This window comes from Streptomyces sp. RLA012 (genome assembly GCF_056270325.1).
The window spans coordinates 9,491,048-9,511,006 of sequence record NZ_JBWDPA010000002.1 but is presented as its reverse complement, the minus strand read 5'-3'; the positions used below and the strand labels follow the sequence as shown (position 1 = coordinate 9,511,006).

The window sequence follows — 19,959 nt, the reverse complement described above, 5'->3', positions numbered from 1 at the left end:
GCTCAGACCTCGCTGCACAGATACGTGAAGGCGGCCACGAGGTAGGGCGGCAGATCGCCATCGGTCACCGAGGTGGTCTGCAGGAGGCGGGCCGCGTGTTGGGCGGCGATCGGCTTGTTGCCCCGGCCCATCCGCAGCGGCTCATAAATGTCCAAGGCCGCCTTCTCCAGCGGGACGTTGCTCTCTCGCCACTTCTTCACCTCCTCATGCGCCAAGCGGTCCAGCTCGGCGAGCCTGTCCGCAGTGGGCCAGGTGGTCTTGGAGGCGACAGCAGCGCGGACGGCCTGGTGCATGAGGGTCGCCATGGTCCAGGAGGCTGCGGCCAGGTCGTACTCCAACGTCCAGTGGTCGGAAACGAAGGTGCGCACGTGGCCGCTGTCCTTTTCCTTCAGCGCTGCGACGTGATCGGCGATCTGCTGCCCGGTCATCTCCGCCGAGCACTTCAGCTGCTTGCGCATCTCCTCCGAAGTGCCAGCGGGCACCAGGTCCCGGTCCCGGATGCAGGCAGGCCACCGCGACCGGTATCTGCTCGCCCTCGCGCTGGAAGATCCGGCTGTAGCGGAAGAGACCGACGCCGCCGACATTGACGACGCTGACGCCGCATTCGCTGAACGACCGGCCGACAGCCTGTGCGAGGGCGGGCAAAACGATGGCTTCGGCGTCGCCTTCGACGATGGCGACGCTGCGGGCGAAGAACAGGTTGGCCTTGGTCACGTCGAGGAAGCGGGTGAGGAAGGCGTAGTCGCCCTCGTCGAGACAGGTCAGTCCCGGGGCCAGGCGGAAGGTCGATCCGCGGGCGACGAGCGTGAGGTGTTCGACCGGGATGGCCGAGGCCAGGTTGGGGCTGTGGGTGGTGAGGACGACCTGGACCGGCGGCGTCCGGGTCGTCTTGGCGGCCTCGGCACGATCCCGCAGGAGGTCCATGATGCGGGTCTGCAGCTGCGGGTGGAGGTGGGCTTCGGGTTCCTCGATCAGCAGCAGGGGTGCGAAGGCGCTGTTGCTGAGCAGCACCAGTTCGGCAGCCATGAACAGAGCGTTGTTGTAGCCCAGACCGTGCCGGGTCCACTCCCCCGTTCCCGCGAACAGCGTCAGCTCCAGCCGCTCCAGCGCACGGGCCAGGGTGGCGTCACCGGCGACGCCGATCTCGGCGCGCAGGACGTCGGAACCGATGGAGAACTTGTTCAGGTAGCCGGTGTTAATGTCGTTCCGGGCCGCGGCCACCGCCTCGTTGTCACCGATGTGGCGTTCCGCGCGGCGCAGGATGCCGACCAGGGTGGTGGCGCTGTCATCCTCCTTGTCGAAGTCGTCCGCGCCCTGGGCGCGCATGGCCGGGTAGCCGGCGAGGATCTGCGACAGCCGCGATCCCCGGCCGGAGCGCAGTTCGGCCTCGGCATCCCGCAACGGGCGCAGGTAGGTGGCCTTCAGCAGTTCGCGGGCGGCACCGTCCAGAGCGGGTCCCTGCCCGTCGCGTCCCGTGCGAGTGGTTACCGAGACCCTGTGGGGAGGCAGCGGCTCCATCAGCTCCGCTTTGACGGTGACATAGAGGGCGACGTTGCCGTCGCCGTCGGTGGTGAGCAGTTCCAGGAAGACCGCTTGTTCTTCTGTCGTCAGGTTCTTGAAGCCACAGGTGATCTTGAAGGTGCCTGCTCGGCCGCCCGGTCCGACGTGGAAGTCGTCGCGCGTGATGCGGTAGAAGTCAGCCGCGGTCGTCAGCAGGCAGAGGCGGATCGCATCGATGATGGCCGTCTTGCCGCTGTCGTTCTCGCCGACGAGGACGTTCGTGGCGGGACCGAAGTCCAGGCACAGACTGGCGTCGTTGTCACCGTCCTTCTGCGGCGCCGCGCCGAAGATCCGGAAGTTCTCCGCGTACAGGCAGGCAAGGTACAACGACGTCCCCCGAGCGGTGAGGCCCGAGCCCCGGATGGCCCAGGCGGCTTCAACCGCCTCAAGTGCCCTACTCGTGTGCGGTTCTGACGCATCATACGATTCATCACAACACTTGGGCCTCGTTAGGAGAATCCGCTCCCAAAGCTGGAAATAGACACCTCAGATCGTCGACTCCAGCAGCAGGGCGAGATCGTCATTGCGGCACGGCCTGCAAGGAGACGGTGCGCCTGCCGAAAAACTCATCCGTCCTGGTGGGGGCTGGTGTACGGGTGGTGTCGAGCGCGGGCGCTTGGGCGGGTGCTCTGGGCACCTGGTGAGTGCCCCGGCAGGATGGCCGGTCGTGCTGCTTCGACTTGCCTATCTGGCTGTGGCGAACGTGTTCGCCCTGCTGCGGCTGCTGCCGGTGAGCAACCAGAACAAGGACGCGGAGACCCTCGCGCTGCGTCAGCAGATCACGGTGCTGGAACGCCAGCTCGGCCGGGATCGGGTGCGGTTCGCCCCGAGTGACCGGGTGTTCCTGGCCGCGCTGCTGCACCGGCTCCCGCGCGGTGTGCTGCGCCGGGCTCGGCTGCTGGTGCGCCCGGACACTGTGCTGCGCTGGCACCGTGACCTGGTCCCGCGCCGCCACGCGGCCCGTTCCCGGCCGGGGCGTGCGGGACGGCCACGCACGGTGCGCTCGATCCGCGCTCTCATCCTGCGTCTGGCGAGGGAGAATCCCGGGTGGGGGTATCGGCGCATCCACGGTGAGCTGCTGGTCCTGGGCGTACAGGTGGCCGCCTCCACGATGTGGGAGATCCTGAAAGAGGCGGGGATCGACCCGGCACTCGAGCGGGATTCCAGCACCTGGACGGACTTTCCGCGCTCCCAGGCCGGTGCCCTGCTGGCCTGCGACTTCTTCGAGACCATCACTCTGTCCGGGACGCGGCTGTACGTGTTCGCCGTGCTCGAGCACGCCAGCCGGCGCATCCGCGTCCTGGGCTCGACGGCGCACCCGACCGCCTCCTGGGCGGCGCAGGCCGCGAAGAACCTCGTCATGGACCTCGAGGACACCGGCTGCCGGGCACGGTCCTCATCCGGGACCGCGATCGCGACGGCACGTTCCCCGCCCTGTTCGACGCCGTCTTCAAGGACGCGGGGATCGGCGTCGCGCTGACCGGCGTCCGGATACCGCGCATGAACGCGCTCATTCAACGCTGGGTACAGACCTGCCGGCACGAGCTGCTGGACTGCACCCTGATCTGGAACCAGCACCATCTGCTCCACGCCCTGCGCGAGTTCGAGCAGCACGACAACTCCCACCGGCCCCACCAGGGCATCGCAGGCGCCCGACCACTGCACGCTCTGCCCCCACCGATCACCGATTCGGAGCAGCTCACCCACCTCGACATACGCCGACGTGACCGCCTCGGCGGCATCCACGAGTGCCGACATGCAGCCTGACCTGCACGGACGAGATCCTCGGCAGGGACAGGGAGCAGTTCACCGAACGCGACCGCACCGGGCAGCGGGCACGGAGCGCGAACTGCGTGAGGATCAGGCGGCCTTGAGGCGCGCCGCGATCGTCAGTGCGCGCTGCGCCCGGCCAGCGGTCATAACCCAGTCCAGGTCGCCCGCCGTCGTGGGCGGGGGCCAAGAAAGTCCCGTGCCTGCCGCGGGCGTTGCCCTCGCACCTTGTCCTTGGCGTCCCCATGCCTCGCCTGCGGCGTTCAGGCTGGTGCGGGTGGCGGGAAGTACGTGGCGCGGAACTCGGCGAGGGTCTGCTCCACATCGGCGATGGTCAGACGCCAGAAATCCCAGCCGTCGATCTTGTTGCTGCCGGTCGCGGCCCTGGCGGCGGTGGTCGGGGTGCGCCAGGGGCGGCCCAGGACTTTGATGTGGCCCTCGTGGTTCAGGACTGCCTGGTGCGCCTTCTTCTCGTGCCGGCCGGTGAGGGTGATGCCGGCCTTCAGGTCGTCCGGGTCCAGATGTTCCAGCAGGTCTTGCAGGTCGACTCGGGAACGTGTCGGGTCGATGGTGGGTGTGGTGCCGGGCGTCGTTGCGGCCGGGGTGGGCGCGGCGGCGGGCCGGTCGCAGGCGCGCTGCAGGGCCAGGGCCATGGCGGCTGCCGAGCTGTATGGCGCCTTGGGTCCCACCTTGTCGTCGATCAGCTGCTGGATGTCGGTCTTGTCACCGTAGCGGGCGAGCACGCCGACCTCCCGCATGAGGCGGCTGCGGAGCGGGACGAGGTGGGAGTCGTTGAGCGCGAGGATCCGTATGGTTTCGTCGGCGCGGCACAGGCCGCGTTTCGTTTCGGCCAGCGAGTAGGGGGTGTTGCTGCGCCGGGCGTAGCCGGCGCTGTCGAAGCCGAGCAGGTCGGGGTCGCTGTGGTGGGCTGGGTCCAGGAGCAGCGGCTGTTCGCGGTCCAGGTCGTCGGCTGACGTGCGGGCGCGGGTTCCGCCTACGAGCGGGAACTGGCTGCCCTTGGCGCGGCCTTCCCGGACACCGTTGTAGCGGGCTCCGCCGCTGTTGCAGTGTCTGCAGGCGATGCGGTAGTTCGACACGTCGTAGGCCAGCCACCAGTAACCCGGGTGGCCGGGCACGTCGAGTACTTCGGATTTCGGCCGGTAGTGGTCGACGGTGATGTCCGCGCGCACGATGAGGGTCTCGCAGTACCAGCACTTGTCGCCGACGAGTTCGAGGAGCAGGTTGCGTACGGCGTCCTCGGTCCAGTGCATGGTGAATGTGCGCTTGGTGCCGGCGGCGACGGCGGCCCTGACCGCGTCGAGGGTGCGTTTGGCCTTGGTTGCCCAGGCCGGCGGGGCGGTGAGCCCTTGCATGTTCACGTGTCTCATCAGCGTCAGATCACCGACGAGAAGCGCTCGTGGAACAGCTCGGCGACCAGGGCCTGCAGTCGTTCGGGCGAGGGCGGGTTGGGGCCTTGTGCGGCCTCGAGGAGCGCGAGGCGTCTGCGGTGGAGCTCGGCGAGGAAGGCCGCTACGAGCGGATCACGGTCGGAGTTGGGAAAGTCCATGGTCTCCAGCTGGGCGGTGACATCGCGCAGTGCGGCCTGTTTGACCGGGTCGCCGTCCGCCTCGGGGAGCAGCGCGTACTGGCGGTCGATCAGTTCCTGGGTGTGCTCGTCCAGTTGGGTGGGCAGGTCGAACAGGTCGGTGGTCAGCAGACCGCCGGCGCCTTGTCCGCGCGGGTTGGCCCGGGGTATCACCGCGGTGGCTTGGCCCTCCACGTCGGTGGTGACGACGCGGATCTGCTCGCGGGTCATGTTGGCCACCAGGAGCGGTTCGTGGGTGGCGGTGAGGAACTGCGAGTGCTGGTGGGGTCCCAGCACGCTGCGCACGGAGGAGTACCAGCGCCGGCTCCACGCAGGGTGGAAGTGGGAGTCGGGTTCGTCCAGAAGGAACAGCGACTCATGCGCCCGCTGCAGTCTCAGCAGGCCCAAAATGGTCAGAAGTTGCTGCTCCCCCGAGCTCAGATCGTCCAGGCCGACGGTGAGCACGCCGGGTTTGTCCAGGCGGACACCGACGGTGAGGTAGCCGGCATCCAGCAGGGTGGCCAGCAGGCCGAACATCGACAGGTCGCTGTCGAAGAGGTTACGGAAGGCGCGGACGTCCTCCGCCGTGCCCAGGACGATCTGGAACCCGTCGGCCGGGCTGCCGGCCCCGTCCACCGGGTCGGCGTCGGGGATAAGACCGAACCGCCCCGATTCAGCGGCGGCCGCGAACAGGGTGCGGGCGGGCCCGCCCAGGCCCCAGTACGGGAGGGCGGCCAGGTGCGGAGCGCGTGCGGCGCGCGGCGCGCGGATCCGCAGGACCGCGGAGGCCACCCGCTGCAGGTAGGAGTGGCGGCGCAGGTAGGTGCCGAACGAGTCGGACCAGTGAGTGGTCTGCGCGAGGAGCAGCAGCGGCAGATGCGCGGGCGTGCACAGGAACACCGGCGTGTACAGCGGGCAGTTGATGGGCAGGGTGAGCTGCTCGGTCCACAGCTCTCCCTCGTCCGACAAGTGGTGTGCGCGCCACTCCTCGAAGTCCTTCATCCACTGCCGCCGCCATTGGCCGATCCGACGCGCAGCGAAGCGGCGGTACTGCTCGAACTCGCTGGTCCAGGGGGCCTGAGCATGCGCCTGGTAGCCGAAGACGTGATCGGGCAGATGCTGCGCCCACACCGCGCGGGCCACACGTATCGGCCGGCCCAGGGAGGTACTCACAGTCAGCTCGGGAGAGCTATCGGGGGACGTCTGAACCACCCGGACCCTCCTGTCCTGGACCTCGTAGTCGAGCTCGAAGGCGAACCCCGCACGGCGCCCCGGCCGGTGCAGGGCACCGAAGATCTCGGCGAGCGCGTGCAGGACCCGCGACTTGCCGCCGCCGTTGGGGCCGATCAGGGTGGCGATGGCATGGCCGCCGTCGAGGGCGCCCGTGAGGTCCAGCTCGAAGTGGTGCAGGCCCCGGTAGGAGGGAAGGCTCAGTCGCAGCAGCCGCACGGCATCCCCCCGGTCGTGGCGCCCCTGGTCGCCATCACCGCTCCGCCTCACCATCTGGGCTGTCGGCGTGCACGCCGTAGGGGCGCAGCGCTTCGGTCAGGGAGGCGAACTCGGCCAGGGCGGCGCCCAGTTCAGCGGTGATCTCCTGGGCCATGCGGTGCAGGTCGGCCTCGGGCTCTTCCAGCGTGAAGGGCCCGGGCGGGGGTTCGGCGACCTGAAGGTCCAGGTTGACACCGCTCCTGGCGAGCAGCTCCTGGACCGCGAAGGACCGGAAGCGGGGTGTCTCGACTCGTTCGCTGCGGGGCCGTCCGGGCCCGTAGGCGGACACGAAGCCGCCGTAGTCGGGGCCGGCCGGCGCCATGGGCTTGGCCGTCGCCGTGTGCGGGGAGCGCAGGTCGTACACCCACAGCCGTGTCGTGGACGGGCTGCCGTCGGGGCGCGGGTCGGGCTTGTCGAAGAACAGGACGCTGGCCTTGACGCCGCCGGCGTAGAAGATTCCCGTGGGAAGCCGCAGCAGGGTGTGCACATCGCACGCGGACAGCAGGCGCCGCCGGATCAGCTCACCGGTCCCGCCTTCGAACAGCACACTGTCGGGCACCACGACAGCGGCGCGGCCGTCGGTCTCCAGCAGGCTGTGGATGTGCTGGAGGAAGTTGAGCTGACGGCTGGTGGTGAGGGTCCAGAAGTCCTCCCGGTAGGGCTCCTCGCTGGTGGAGCGGCGGCCGAACGGAGGGTTGGTCAGGACCAGCGTCGCCCGCTTGACCGGCGGGCGGGCCAGCGCGTCCCCGACGGTGATGCACGGGTGGGCCTCGTCGGCCCGGGTGACGCCGTGCAGGACCAGGTTCGTCGTGGCCAGCCTCGCGGTGGCGTCGACGAGTTCGGTGCCGAAGAAGGCGCCCTGGTCGAGCCGCTTGCGCTGGGCCGCGGTGACACCTGAAGGAAAGTGGTCGACCAGGTAGTCGAAGGCTTTGATCAGGAAACCGCCGGTGCCGCAGGCCGGGTCGGCAACGGTGTCGTCGATGCCGGGCTGGACGCACTGCACGATCGCCTCGATCAGCGGCCGGGGGGTGAAGTACTGGCCGGCGCCGGTCTTCGTGTTCGCGCTCATGCGGACCAGCAGCGCCTCGAAGACGGCACCGATGTCGCCTGCGGACCACTGGTAGCGGTCCACCACGTCGACGATCAAGCGGTGCAGGAGGGCAGGCTCCGGGATGCGGTTTTGTGCCCGCCGGAAGAGCAGCCCGAGCGTTCCGGGCCGGGCGGCGAGCAGGTCCAGGATCTGCTCGTAGACCGGGATCAGGTGGTCGCGCTCGGTCGAGGTGAGCTGCGCCAGGCGTCGAAACCGAGTACGTCCTGCCCGTTGAGGGGGCGTTGGCGTTGTTCGTGGGCGCGCTTGAGGACGATCAGGCTGGCCAGCTGCTCGATGTACTCCAGGCCCGAGGTGCCGTTGTCGCGCAGCACGTTGCCGAAGTTCCACAGCCGGTCCACCAGGGCCTGGTCGTATCCGGGGCGGGAGGAGATGGTGGGGTTCACAGCACAAACTCCTGTTGCCCGGACGGGGAAAGCGGAGGGGGAAGGTGACCGGTGAAGGCGCGTTCCAGGAGGTTACGCCGCAGCCGTCCGGCCACCACGAGAGCGCGTTCGGCGGCCGCGGAGGCCGCGTTCAGGGCCGTGGTGTGCGCCTGGACCACCGCGACCAGATGGTGCTGCTCGTCTACGGGAGCGACGGGCACCGGCATGAGCCGGATCCTGGTCAGGCTGATGGACGCCTGCCCCACGCTCTGGGTGGCGTTGCGGTTGCACCACTGGAGGCCGAAGCCGTTGGCGTGCCAGGCCAGCAGGACGGGGTGGAGCTGATGGGCAGTGATCCGGACACGGAAAAGCTGGCTGTTGAGGACGCAGTGGGGCAGCTGCTCCTCCCAGATCCAGCCGCGGCCCAGGCTGTCGCTCGATCCGCCGCCGGTCAGCAGCACATCGCCTGCCCGCAGCCGGGCTTCCTGGGCCCGTGGTGGGGGAGCCGGATCGTGCGGACGTCGTCCAAGTCCAGGCGGCCGCGCTGCACGTTGGCGACCCGCAGGCAGGAGACGTCCACATCGGCGGGATTCCACTCCTGCTTGCCGGGCGGGGTGATGCCGCGGGTGACCTCGGCGACGTCGTGCAGGCGGGTCCATCGCCAGTGCGCGGGCAGATGGGGCAGTGTCCCGTCACCGGCACCCGCCACCCGGGGCAGGCTCGCGGGAACGCGAGCGGTTTCACCAAGAGCGCCGCGCCCTGCCCGCGCGGTCAGGGTACGGCTCAGGACGTCGGCCTGGTCGAGGGCGTTGCCGGTGCGGATCGTGGTGGCGTCGATGCGGGCGAGGTGGTCCTCCAACAGGCCGACGATCCGACGCTGTTCCACCACAGGGGGCAGCGGCAGCAGGACGTCGGCCAGATTACCCTGGTTGATCCGCCAGATCGCTGCGCCGCCCTGGCGGGCACGTGCCTCGATCTGGCGCCGCATGACCGGCGACTTCCACAGGTGTGCGAGGTAGCGCGGATCGATGGCATCGGGGCGTACGCGCACTCGGATCATGGTGTCGGGGATGGCCGTTGGGGTCGGGGGATCGTCCACCAGGGCGCCCTCGCCGACCAGGGAGAGTGAGCCGTTGACCCGGCCGACCAGCACATCCCCGTGTTCGGCCAGCAGTATCGCGCGGCCGTCGTCACTGCGGGCGCTGCTCTTGGACTGGGTGAAGTCCACCCTCGCTGCCCGAAGCGCCGTCATACGCAGTACGGGCAACCCGTCCTCGCCGGGGCGCGGGGACCGGCCGTTGACCAGCGGTTCGCTCAGCACGTCGGCCAGCCGGACGACCCTCCAGCCAGCAGACACCTCATTCATCACGCCAGGGCCCTGTGCAGTTCGTCCAGGAGGTCGATCGCGGCGTCGGGCCCGAAGGCGTCAAGGAAGCCGTCCGTGCCGCCGCGCGCCGAGAAGGGGACGCCGTCCAGATACGCCGGGGCGAAGCGGGTCTCGGCGGCCACCACGTCCGCGATCTTCTCGATCCACCACAGCTGGGCGGAGCTAAAGGGCCCGGCCCGCTCAATGAACTCGGCCAGACGCCAGCGCACCGTCTCCGCTTCTCGGCGACGCCTTTCGGATGCCGTCACCCGCAAAGGGGCCGGCCGGTCGTACAGGCCGAGCAGCGCCTCTTGGAGTTCGGGGTTCTCGGCGAGCGGGAAGAGGGCCACGCGCCGCTCGTCCTCGACGGCTTTCTTGCCTCCCGCCCGGCGCAGTGGTGCCAGGTGATCCGAGTCGACCGAGTCGAGGAGACGGGTCACCAGTTCCTGCAGCGGCTGGCCCGCCAGCTTCCGGATCTCGGCGCCGTCGGCGTCACTGAGCGCGGGGATGAGCCGGGCTAGCCTGATGGCGAGTTCGGCCGTCTCCTGCGGCGTCACCAGGCCCTCCGTGGCACGGTTCAGCAGGCGCTCCAAGGCGACCCGCCCCGCCTGCCCGGATGCATCAGTCAAATTCACCAGCGGCTGGAGGTGACGCGAAGCGCCCACCGCGTCGACGACCACAAGCTGCGTCTTGGCAACCGCCCCCGGGGTGACGGCTCGTAGTTCCGCGGACGCGATGGTCTGAGTCCCCAGGGCCAGCAGCTGCTCGTAGTAGGCGGCGGAGCGCACCTCGCGCAGGATCAGCAGGCACTCGATCGCCCGCATGTCACTGAACCCGGAGGTCAGATCCGTCACGACCGCGATCCGGAACTGCGGTGTCGTGCGGAACTCCCGCAGCAGGTGCACCGCATGAGCGTCGCGGTGCGTGATCCGCCGGCAGAAGACGTCCCCGGCGCCGAACACGTCGCAGATGCGCTCAACGACCTCGTCCGCATGCGGTCCGTCCTGCGCCAACACCACGGTCTTGGGGACCACGCCGAGCGCGCCGCCCTGCTGCGTCCGGTCGGGGAACAAGGTCGGCAGCGCGTCACGGAAAGCCGTCACCACCGCGGCCAGGTGCTCGGAGGGGATAGCTCGCGCCGGGCCCTGCCCTGCGGTGGAGGCCAGCTCCTCGTCCAGGTCCTCGTACCGGGCGCGGCGCGAGCTCCTGGCTTCCACACCGACAGCGTCGACGGGGGTGGCGAACGCCGGCTGCCCGTCGTCGGTGACCCGGATCTCGTAGACGGAGCAGTCCACGGCGACGCCGTCGGCGACGGCCTGTTCATAGCTGTAGGAGTCAACCAGGTTGCCCTTGAAGAATCCCAGAGCGGTAGCGGTCGGAGTCGCGCTGAAGCCGACGACAGGAGCGTCGAAGTATTCAAGGAGGGCACGCCGCTGTCCGTAGAGGGCGCGGTGGCAGTCGTCGACGATGACGAGATCGAACGCGTCGGGCGGCAGCGCCTCGCAGTAGGTCACTTCCAGGGGTGTGGCATCGGGATGCGCTTGCCGTTCGGCGGTCTCGTACGCCGACACGCGGTCGGATCCGTCCTCGGGTGCCGGCGTGCCGGCGAGTATCGCCGATAGACGCTGCACCGTGGCCACGGCCACGGAAGCCGACGAGTCCAGGCCGTCCGCGGTCAGCTCCTGGACGTGGTACACGTCATCGAGAGGGCGCCCTCCGTCCGGCATGCTGAACTGGCGCAGCTGAGCGATCAGTTGCTTTACTGCCAGCTTTCGGTCGGCCACGAACAGGACCCGGCCCGCGCGCGCGTACCGGAGCTGCCGGTAGGCGGTGAACACCCCGGTGAAACTCCGCCCGGAGCCGGTGGCCATGTGCACCAGCGCCCGCCGCTGACCGGCCGCAAGGGCCTGCTCGATGGCCCGCAGCGCCCCGTGCTGGGGGTTGCGGAGCTGGTCGAATCCCTCGTCCTGCCGCAGCAGGTAGGCGGCCTGTCGGGCCCGGTAGGTCGGCGCCGCGCTGTCCGCCTCCGCCTCGCGCTGCCAGCGGGCCAGCGTGCGGGGCTGGTGGAAGCCGCTGACGAGGCGCGCGTGCGGTTCGGGGTCATTGGCGTCGCAGAACAGCAGACGCCGGCCATCGCTCACATACCGGTACGGCAGCGGCGAGCGCCACACGGACCACGGCAAGGAGCCCGCCGGGGCCTCGGCCAGTGCGCCCGCCTGCTCCATGGCGTCGGTGAGATCGGCACCGTCCCGCTTGCACTCGACGATCCCGACCACCTGTCCACCGACCGTCAGCAGCATGTCGGCGCGCCGTCCTCCAGCCAGGCGGGGCTCCACCAGGACGCAGCCCAGGGAGCGGTTGAGCTGAGTCTCCTCACCAGCGCCCAGCACGTCCCATCCCGCCTTGGCCAGCCTGCGCTGCACTTCCGCGGCAATGTCGGATTCGCGCAGCGGCTCATGGGCGGCATCGCGCGCGCTGACGATCAGCTGTTCACGTTCGGCGACAGCCAGGGTCACCGGCGAGACGCGCAGGTCGAATTCGCGGCGCAGACGGGGCAGGTCCTCTTCCAGCGCAGCGACCCGCTGCGCCAGAACACTCAGATCGGACGCAGCGGCGTGGACGAAGTTCATAGACTCCGCGTCGCCGGTCAGGGCGCGGAAGAACCAGGCGGCCAGCATGAAGCAGCGCTCGACCAGATGCGCCGCCGCCTCCCGCCCCTCGCGTGTGCTGCCGTCGAAGCGGTGAAGGTCGTTGAACGCGTCCAGGACCTGCGGCACGAGCACCCCGGCGCGAGACAGGATGTCCAGACGGGCCGGCTGATCACCCGCGGGCAGGCGCACCCCGGTCCGGTGGCCGACCTCAGCGGCGAGAACCTCACCGAACTGGCGTGCCGCCGCCACCGCATCAGCGGGAGCAGTAGCCGCGCGGGCCTCACAGGATGCGCCGTGAAGAACAAGAAGAGGCTCGTAGGGAAGCAGGAACCCGAAATTGGCTGACGCGAGAGCCAGGTCCGTGAACCGGCTTTCGAGCACGCTCGGCTCCAGAGCCACGCCGACCCTCCCTACCTGCACTGCGGCGCCGCAGAACGGAAGATTTCAAGTCCAGTGAGACGGTCGTGACGCTATGAGGTTTGTGGTGCGGGTTTCCTGCGCTTGGCCGGGTCGTTGATCCAGGCCGTCTGGGGTATCTCGGGTGGTCGGGGGCGGCGGCCGAAGCGTTCGGGGTGGTGGGTGTATGCCTCGGCGAGGGTGACCGCGCGCTGGTCGCGGACCTCCTCGGCGGTTCCGAAGTGGACGGAGGCGGGGGTGTGCCAGCCGATGCCCGAGTGCCGGTGCTCGTGGTTGTAATACGCGATGAACGCGTCGAACCACTCGCGGGCGTGGGCCAGCGAATCGAACCGTTCGGGGTAGTCCGACATGTACTTCGTGGTCTTGAACTGGGCCTCGCTGTAGGGGTTGTCGTTGGAGACCTTCGGCCGCGAGTGCGACCGCGTCACGCCCAGATCGATCAGCAGCTGGGAGACCTTCTTCGACGTCATCGAGGTGCCGCGGTCGGCGTGCACGGTCTGAGGCACGATGCCGTTGCGGGCGATGGTCTCGCGGATCAACTCCTCGGCCCGCACCGCCGATTCGGCCCGCTCGACGGTGTGCCCGACGATGTATCGACTGAAGATGTCGATGATCACGTAGGCGTGATACCAGACGCCCTTGACCGGTCCGGCTGCCTTGGTGATGTCCCAGGTGAACACCTGCGAGGGCCCTGTGGCGACCAGCTCGGGCACCGCCTTGGCGGGATGGGTGGCCTGCCGTCGGCGCTCCCCGGACTGATCCTGCTCGCGCAGGATCCGGTACATCGTCGAGACGGAGCAGTGATAGCGCCCGGCATCCAGCTCGCGGGCCCAGATCTGTGCGGGCGCCAGCTCGGCGTACTCGTCGCCGTTCATCAACTCCAGGACCGCAGCCCGCTCTTCGGCCGTCAGGGCCGACGGCTGCACCTGCGGGGCACGTGCTCTGCGTGGCGGCGGGGGCCGGAGCCGGCGGTAGTGCGTGGCGCGGGAGCGGCCGGTCAGCCGGCAGGCGGCTGTGACGCCCAGCTGAGCCTCGACGCTGGTGAACGCTTCGTCCACGACAGGGGCGGCGGCAGGCTTCAGTCCGCGCTCTCGGAGATCATGTCCAAGAGCGCGGAAGCTTTTCCCATCACCTCGAGCGCGGCCTTGTTCCGGGCCAGGTCCTTCTGCAACCGCTCCACCTGCTGCCGCAGCTTCTCGTTCTCCACCTCCGCGGCAGACTTCTTCGCGCGGGCCGGGCTGGTCCGGCGGTCGACCAGGTTTTCCATGGCCCCGGCATCCCGGGCGGTCCGCCACTCCTTGACATGCGAGTGGTAGAGCCGTTCCCGGCGCAGGACCGCACCCTTCTCGTTCCTGGGCGCGGCGTCGTACTCGGCGACGATCCGCAGTTTGTACTCCGAGGTGAAAGTGCGGCGCTTCGGCCTCGGCGCCGGGTCGGACCCGACGGGCTCTGTGCTGGGCATAAGGGACGGTTCTCCTGTCGTGCCCTCTCAGGCTAACCCCGCAGAACGGGATGTCTCACCCAAGGCTGACAGAGAGGGGAATCCGCTACAGAACGGCTCTCACCCTACCGTCCGGCCCCTGCGCACTGACCGACCGGGACTCACGTGCGGGCGCGGTGCGGTTCGCCAAGGCATACGCGGGCCGGGTACCGGGGCGAGCCCGTGACCGTCCATCAGCGCTGCACGGAAGTGATCCAGAACCAGTTCTCAGGCGTCGCCGACAATTAACATAGAGTGCGTGAAACTTGAAATCGAACGCATTAAGAAGAAATGCACATCGGGGACTCCGCGCGATGGAATCGCGGAAGCATGGCAACACTCTCGGCACCACCGGCCCATGCATGGTTGGCCACACAGCCACGCTCCGGCCCTCCAGCCAGGGACGACACACAGCGTTCGTCAAGGACCGTTCCCCGTCCCGACCCTGCGACGCCTGCCGAGCGCCCCAGCAACTCATCGACCGCAGCCGCGGCCGCTGTCGCCCTCCGTCCGATCCCCGCACCGGCCATCCAAACCGGGGGCACCGTTGCCGCGTCGATAGCCGCACACCGCGCAGGACTGGCTCGCAAGGCGGCAGCCGGTGCCGAGCAGGCACCCCGCCCAACCCACAGTGGCCGCGAACCGACGCCCCAGACCGCAGCCGCACAGCGCACGGATGCCGATGCCCTGGCCCGAGGGCGCTTGGGTCCCCGGGGGGACCGGACGACGGGCCGGCGCTGCCGGAGTCCACGGAGCTGCCTCACTCCCCTGCTGGCCGTCGGAATGCATGCCGCGATTTGCCCCGCCCAGCGACGCCGCGATCCAGCATCACGGCCGTCGCCGTCGGGGATGTACACCTTGGCAAGGAAATCACTGACAAAGCCACCAGGCAGTTCCAGTGAGGCCATGTAGCTCAACAGCGTGCGCGCCGCCTCACCTTGTTGACTCGTCAGTAGGTAAGGCAGTGGCCGGATGCGGTCTTCGGCGCAACCTTCCCAACGCGCGCCGAAGACCGCCGGTCACTGCGCGTACCCCGTCTGGAGCGACAGCGCGCCACCCGTTTCACTCGAGCAGCGCAGCATCAAGAGCCCCCGCAGCAACCTCCAGGGCCCGCGTCACCACCGTCCCCGCACGACAGTTCGGAACACTGACGAGGGTTGGCGTACCCCTGACCGTGGTTCCGGGGACGAGGTAACGGGCGCTCTGCCGCCTCATCGCTGGTCGAGCGACGCGACCCCGGCTGCCATGGCCTTCTGGGCACCGGAGGCGAGGTTACCTGGGGCGCCGATGCGGCCCAGGGCGTCCCACTGCTCGGGGGTGACCAGAACATCGATCTTGATGTCCTCCACGGGACCGAAGGTGCCGTCGGCGCGCTTGTCGAAGAACGTGCCGCGGCCCGCCCCAGGGTTTCATGTGCTGACACGGTGCTGACGTGTCAGCACCGAACTGCCGTGATTCCTGGCTGCCGAGCCCCTCCAGCTCCCGCACCGAACCCGTGCTGCTCCGGAAACACGGCCACGGGAGGAAGATCCGGGGCGCTCCTGGCTGAGGTCTCCCGGCCGTCAGGCGCGCAGCAGGGTGACGGTGCGCCCGGAGGGCGTGGTCCGCTGCGAGAAGGCGGTGCGCTCGTGGACCGGGGCTGCCTGCGGGCGGGTGTCGAAGACGACGAGGGTGCCCGTGGACAGCTCCATGCGGTCCAGGTAGTCGTCCAACTGTGCCAGCCCCTCGGCGAGGGGGTCGGTGCGGCCGTGGCGCCACACCTTCAGCTCCAGCGCCTCGCGCTGCACCGCCCGCGAACCGTCGGCAGCGGTGTACGGCTGGCGAATCAGCAGGTCCACGCGCCGCCGGCCGACCCCGTACTCCCGGTCGATGAAACCCGCCCCGTTCACGATCCGGTGCAGGTAGGCCATCATCACCAGCTGTGCTGCGGCCTCCGGGTAGGTCGAGGCGGTGGCCAGGATCTCGCCGTTCTCCCGCCAGAACTCGGCGAAGGAGCACAGCAGCTTGTCCATGTCGATCCGGCCGTCCGGCAGCCGGAAGCTGCTCGGGGCGGCGACGACCTGGCCCTCCGTGTTGTTTCCCAGGACCCGGACAATGACCTCCTGGTAGATCGGATTGGCCACTCGCACCGGCGCGTCCGGAGCGACCAGCCCCAGGTCGCGTACGTACGCCAGATCGTCGTCGTACGTGTCCGTCGGCAGGAGCAGCTCGCCCGCGATCACCGGCTGGATCACCCGCCGCACCCGGTCCTCGCCCAACCTGGCGGCCAGCGAGTCCAGATGCGTCGCACGCGCCAGGATCAGCCGCTCCTTCGCCTCCTCCATGTGCTCGGCCGTGATCGGCGTGTCCGACGGCACCCCCATCTCCTCGACGACCTCCCGGGCCAGCGCGTTGACCAGCCACGGCTGTCCCTGGGTAAAGCTGAAGGCACGCTCCAGCGCATCCACCGTGAAATCCTGGCCCGTCTGCGTGGTGTGCTGCCCGTACAGCTCGGCGACCTCGGCCTCGGTGAAGTCGCCCAACCGCAGCGACGCCACCTTGATGTTGAACGGACTCGACGTACCAAGGCGCCCCGGATCCCCGCCCGAGGCCGCCTTGTAGTCACGCACATCCCGCAGCCCGCACAGCACCACCGCATGCGGGAAGCCGCCACGGCTGACAGTGAAGCCATCGCGCAACTGGCGCAGCACACTGCGCAGGCTCTCCCCCCGCAGCGCGTCGATCTCGTCGAAGAACAGCACCAGCGGACGCGGACAGCTCCGCACCCACTCAGCCAGCCCCCGCGTGAGCCGGGACCCGGGCACCGCGTCGGGCCAGGATGCGGGGGGCGCGAGCTCATCAGGCAACCCCGCGGACTCCGCGGACCGCCGAATCGCCTCCAGCACCAGCAGCTCGGCCTGGCCGTAGTCCTCCCCGGCCACCTCCGCGCTCTCGCACGAGAAGTGCAGCGCCGCGTACCGGCCCGAGGCCGTCAGTTCCAGGGCCATCGCCGCCAGCACCGTCGTCTTCCCGGTCTGCCGTGGCGCGTGCACCACGAAGTACTGGCCCTGCTCGATGTACCCGCGGGCCCTGGGCAGCCGCTCCTGGGCCGGCACCATGTAGTGACGCGTGGGGACGCACGGCCCGGCCGTATTGAAGTAGCGCATACCGCGCACGCTAGCCGACGGCACCGACAACCTGAGGCGACCGTGCACCCGACCACCGGCTACACCGCCCCGTACGGGCACGAGTGCCAGAGCAGCGGTGCCCCGGTGCGGGGATCACCCGGCGGGCAGACGCAGAAACGCGGCCAGCGCCCGCTGGGGTGCGGTGACCGCTGGAGCGCCTCCGGCGACAGCCAGGGCATGCAGGTCACCGCGGCACAGCTCTTCGCGTGCCGATCAGCTCATCCGGGGCACCGCTGTCGTCCCAGTCGGCCTCATGCATCCTGCCCTTGCCGAAAATCTCATCCGGGCTGGTGAGCGACCGAGGCGCGCACTGCGGCCAGTGCCTTGTTGGACAGTTTGGCCGCGGGTCAGGGGCCGGTTCCCCGCGACCACGAACGCCGGAAAGCGGCTGTACCTGCTTCGTCACGGCGGCAAGGAGTGGCTGGATGAAGATCGACACAGTCGCATCGCCGTGGAGACCCGCATGGGCCGCGAGGTCGCCGGCGTGGATGGTCTCTACTCGCACGTTGCCCTGGCCATGGAGCAGGAGATTGCCGATTCGCTGCAAAGCAGGTGGTTGCGCCGTTCGTGGTCGGCGAGGGAGGGCACTGGAAAGGCGCCATCTCCCACTGCTCTACCATTCGATCTTGAAAAGTGGTGGAAACCAGCAGGTCAAAGCCGCTCAGGACACGTCGACATAGTTTCGTTCATGAAGTTCATCTCGCACAAGAGCTTCATGCCGTTCGTCTGGTACCGGATCGCGCTGGGCATCGTCATCATCGCGCTGGTGGCGACGGGCGGGCTGAGCCCGCACGCGGCGGAGTCGGCGGGCTGAGACTGCGGCACACCGCTCGGGCACGCCGCTCGGGCACGCCGTTCGCCACTGCCGTCGCCACGTGGACACCCCCTTCGTACGCGCATCCGGTGCGGGCCGTGGGCCAGCAGGCCCGCACCCAACGCCCACCTGCGTGAGGCGAGTTCGGGGTCGCGGGGCGGTGTGACTCCGCCGATGCGCTGCCTCATGGCGCGCGACGTTGCGCTTCCGAAGTCGAAGCGCATGGCTGAGGAGTGGGCGGCTCCCAGCGAAAGGTACGCGCTCGGGCACGGAGAGGCACTCGCTCGGCTCGACATCCGCGCCGAACGGCACCGCCCCTCTCGGCTGCCGGATGCTGTTGGCGAATCCGGTCGGTCATGTCGGCTGCCCAGCATGTGTGCCGGAAGTCGTGAGCACTAAATCGATTTAGTGCTCACGACTTCCACGGAGGATGGCTCCGCTGCGGATTTGCCTACAGGGTCCGGCTGCCGGGGGGCCGGACACCGCGACCGCCGACGCCCCGGCCTCCGGCACCCTGGCCGTCGGCGACCCCACCGCGGGTACGGACCCGAGCGCAGGCCCCGGCGCAGGTACCCCCGCGCCCAGCCACCCCGTACGCGGCTCGGCCACCCGCCGTCCCCTCATGGCGGCGCTGGATCTCCTCGGCCGAGGCTGGACGCTGCGCCTGAGCATGAAGCCCCACGGCACCAGCCGCCCCGATCGGCTTCCGCGAGCTCCGGCGCCGCTGCGACGACATGTCCTCCAGCGCCCTGCCCAGCCGCCTCACGGAACTCCGCGAGACGGGCATCGCCGCGTCGACGACTTCAGCCAATTCGTTTTTGTTGGCCTCAACGGCTTCGACAACCCCGCCGGCCTGGCACCTCACCCCGCTCGGCAGCGACCCGGTCGCGGCGACGGCCCTCGTTCGGACTGGTCCCGCGTCTGGGCCGAGCGACGGTGAGCGGGCCTCGACCGGCCGCGCGAACGTCCGGCGACCGGCGCCCCGGGCGGCTACTCGGGCGGCGACTCGGGCCTTCTTGCCCCCGGAGCGACAGAGCCCGCTCCCGTCGATTCCCCGCCCTCCACGTCCTGCCACGCCATTCCACTTCGGCCGTGACGAACCACATACGGGCTGAGTAGCCGCCCGGTAGCGCAGTGTCAGTCCTTGCCCCTAGGCTGGTCTCATGTCCCCCGATTTCATGCCCTCTGGTTCCGTGCGGTCCGCTGCCGCGTTAAACGAGCAGATCCGCGCCCTGTGGACGCGCGCGGGCGGCTCCCTGTCCGCCCAGGAGCGGGCGGAGTACGAGCTGCTGGTCGTGAAGTGGGCGGAAGCGATACGCGGAGAGATCATCGAGGCGGCGTGAGACCGGGCAGGGGAATCTGCGCGCAGCCCGAGGGGTGACCACCCCCCGTCGAGGCTCACCGTCCCCCGGACACCCGCAACACCGCCCCCGTCGTGTACGACGCCTCGGGCGACATCAACCACGCGATGGCGGCGGCGACTTCCTCGGCCTGACCCACGCGGCGCAGCGGAATGGACGAGGCAGCCCGCTCCGCGCGGCCCGGATCACCGCTCGTCGCATGCATCTCGGTGTCGATCATGCCGGGCGCGACCGCGTTGACCCGGATGCCGTCCGGGCCGAGTTCCTTGGCGAGACCCACCGTGAGGGCGTCGACGGCGGCCTTGGTGGCCGCGTAGTGGACGAACTCCCCGGGGCTGCCGAGCGTGGCGGCCGCCGAGGACACATTGACGATGACACCGCTCCCCCAGGCCGCCATGGACCGGGCGGCCCGCCGCGAACACAGCAGTGTGCCCAGGAGGTTGACGTCCAGCACGCGCCGCAGATCGGCGGGGTCGGTGTCCGCGAGTCTGCCGAGCGGACCGGTCACACCGGCGTTGTTCACCAGCCCGGTGACCGGGCCCAGCCGGTCCGCCGCCGTGTCGAAGAGCCGCTCGACGTCATCCGCGTCGGAGGTGTCCACCCGCACCGTGACACAGCGTGCCCCCGCCGCGCGGACGGTGCTCGCGGTCCACTCCGCCGCCGCGCCGTCGCGCACGTACCCCACCGCCACATCGTGACCGTCCGCCGCGAGCCGCGCACAGGTCGCGGCACCGATCCCCCGGCTACCGCCCGTGACGACGGTGACATGACGTGTCATACGTGCCTCCTGGTGGCGAACTGGCGATCCGGGTCCACAGCGAGCTCGT

General features: G+C 69.5%; 15 protein-coding genes and 2 pseudogenes. 3 read left to right on the top strand and 14 right to left on the bottom strand.

Annotated features, from left to right (window positions below):
* Positions 1–2: 2 nt before the first annotated feature.
* The gene (locus RV986_RS43250) at positions 3–200 is read right to left on the bottom strand and encodes a hypothetical protein (RefSeq protein WP_475922611.1); all 198 of its coding nucleotides are present in this window, start codon (positions 198–200) and stop codon (positions 3–5) included.
* Positions 201–204: 4 nt separating this feature from the next.
* A complete protein-coding gene (locus RV986_RS43245) occupies positions 205–1,887 on the bottom strand; it encodes an ATP-dependent nuclease (RefSeq protein ID WP_475922610.1) in 1,683 nt (560 codons plus the stop codon).
* 340 nt (positions 1,888–2,227) lie between these two features.
* Between RV986_RS43245 and RV986_RS43240 the strand changes: the two are divergent.
* Positions 2,228–3,327 (top strand): annotated as a pseudogene (locus RV986_RS43240) (integrase core domain-containing protein).
* A gap of 266 nt (positions 3,328–3,593) precedes the next feature.
* Here RV986_RS43240 and RV986_RS43235 read toward each other — a convergent pair.
* The 11 genes from RV986_RS43235 to RV986_RS43185 form a co-directional block, all read right to left on the bottom strand.
* Entirely contained in the window at positions 3,594–4,718 is a 1,125-nt protein-coding gene (locus RV986_RS43235) for a restriction system modified-DNA reader domain-containing protein (RefSeq protein WP_475922609.1), read from the bottom strand.
* A 5-nt stretch (positions 4,719–4,723) separates the two neighbouring features.
* Complete coding sequence (locus RV986_RS43230; protein WP_475922608.1) at positions 4,724–6,364, bottom strand: AAA family ATPase; 1,641 nt, start codon at positions 6,362–6,364, stop codon at positions 4,724–4,726.
* Between the two features lie 34 nt (positions 6,365–6,398).
* Positions 6,399–7,550 carry an HsdM family class I SAM-dependent methyltransferase gene (locus RV986_RS43225; RefSeq protein WP_475922607.1) on the bottom strand — a complete coding sequence of 384 codons (1,152 nt, stop codon included), beginning with the start codon at positions 7,548–7,550 and terminating at the stop codon, positions 6,399–6,401.
* 110 nt (positions 7,551–7,660) lie between these two features.
* Positions 7,661–7,897: a hypothetical protein gene (locus RV986_RS43220; RefSeq protein ID WP_475922606.1), complete on the bottom strand. Its 237-nt coding sequence runs from the start codon at positions 7,895–7,897 to the stop codon at positions 7,661–7,663.
* Complete coding sequence (locus RV986_RS43215) at positions 7,894–8,337, bottom strand: restriction endonuclease subunit S domain-containing protein (RefSeq protein WP_475922605.1); 444 nt, start codon at positions 8,335–8,337, stop codon at positions 7,894–7,896. Before RV986_RS43215 ends, RV986_RS43220 begins: the two co-directional genes overlap by 4 nt.
* Entirely contained in the window at positions 8,328–9,233 is a 906-nt protein-coding gene (locus RV986_RS43210; protein WP_475922604.1) for a restriction endonuclease subunit S, read from the bottom strand. The genes RV986_RS43215 and RV986_RS43210 overlap by 10 nt, the downstream gene beginning before the upstream one ends.
* Before the next feature lie 8 nt (positions 9,234–9,241).
* Entirely contained in the window at positions 9,242–12,142 is a 2,901-nt protein-coding gene (locus tag RV986_RS43205) for a DEAD/DEAH box helicase family protein (RefSeq protein ID WP_475922603.1), read from the bottom strand.
* A 221-nt stretch (positions 12,143–12,363) separates the two neighbouring features.
* The gene (locus RV986_RS43200; RefSeq protein ID WP_475916208.1) at positions 12,364–13,368 is read right to left on the bottom strand and encodes an IS3 family transposase; all 1,005 of its coding nucleotides are present in this window, start codon (positions 13,366–13,368) and stop codon (positions 12,364–12,366) included.
* Positions 13,369–13,388: 20 nt separating this feature from the next.
* Positions 13,389–13,772, bottom strand: coding sequence for a transposase (locus tag RV986_RS43195; protein ID WP_475916209.1), 384 nt, complete (start codon positions 13,770–13,772; stop codon positions 13,389–13,391).
* 1,229 nt (positions 13,773–15,001) lie between these two features.
* The gene (locus tag RV986_RS43190; protein WP_475922602.1) at positions 15,002–15,139 is read right to left on the bottom strand and encodes a hypothetical protein; all 138 of its coding nucleotides are present in this window, start codon (positions 15,137–15,139) and stop codon (positions 15,002–15,004) included.
* A gap of 213 nt (positions 15,140–15,352) precedes the next feature.
* Positions 15,353–16,936, bottom strand: a complete 1,584-nt coding sequence (locus tag RV986_RS43185; protein WP_475922601.1) for an ATP-binding protein — start codon at positions 16,934–16,936, stop codon at positions 15,353–15,355.
* Between the two features lie 697 nt (positions 16,937–17,633).
* Here RV986_RS43185 and RV986_RS43180 point away from each other — a divergent pair.
* Together RV986_RS43180 and RV986_RS43175 are read left to right on the top strand one after the other, a co-directional pair.
* Positions 17,634–17,771, top strand: a pseudogene (locus RV986_RS43180) (undecaprenyl-diphosphatase); the annotation flags it as partial.
* A 1,163-nt stretch (positions 17,772–18,934) separates the two neighbouring features.
* A complete protein-coding gene (locus tag RV986_RS43175) occupies positions 18,935–19,114 on the top strand; it encodes a hypothetical protein (protein WP_405878241.1) in 180 nt (59 codons plus the stop codon).
* 55 nt (positions 19,115–19,169) lie between these two features.
* Here the strand turns inward: RV986_RS43175 and RV986_RS43170 are convergent, their stop codons facing one another.
* A complete protein-coding gene (locus RV986_RS43170) occupies positions 19,170–19,910 on the bottom strand; it encodes an SDR family NAD(P)-dependent oxidoreductase (protein WP_475922600.1) in 741 nt (246 codons plus the stop codon).
* Between the last annotated feature and the right edge of the window lie 49 nt (positions 19,911–19,959).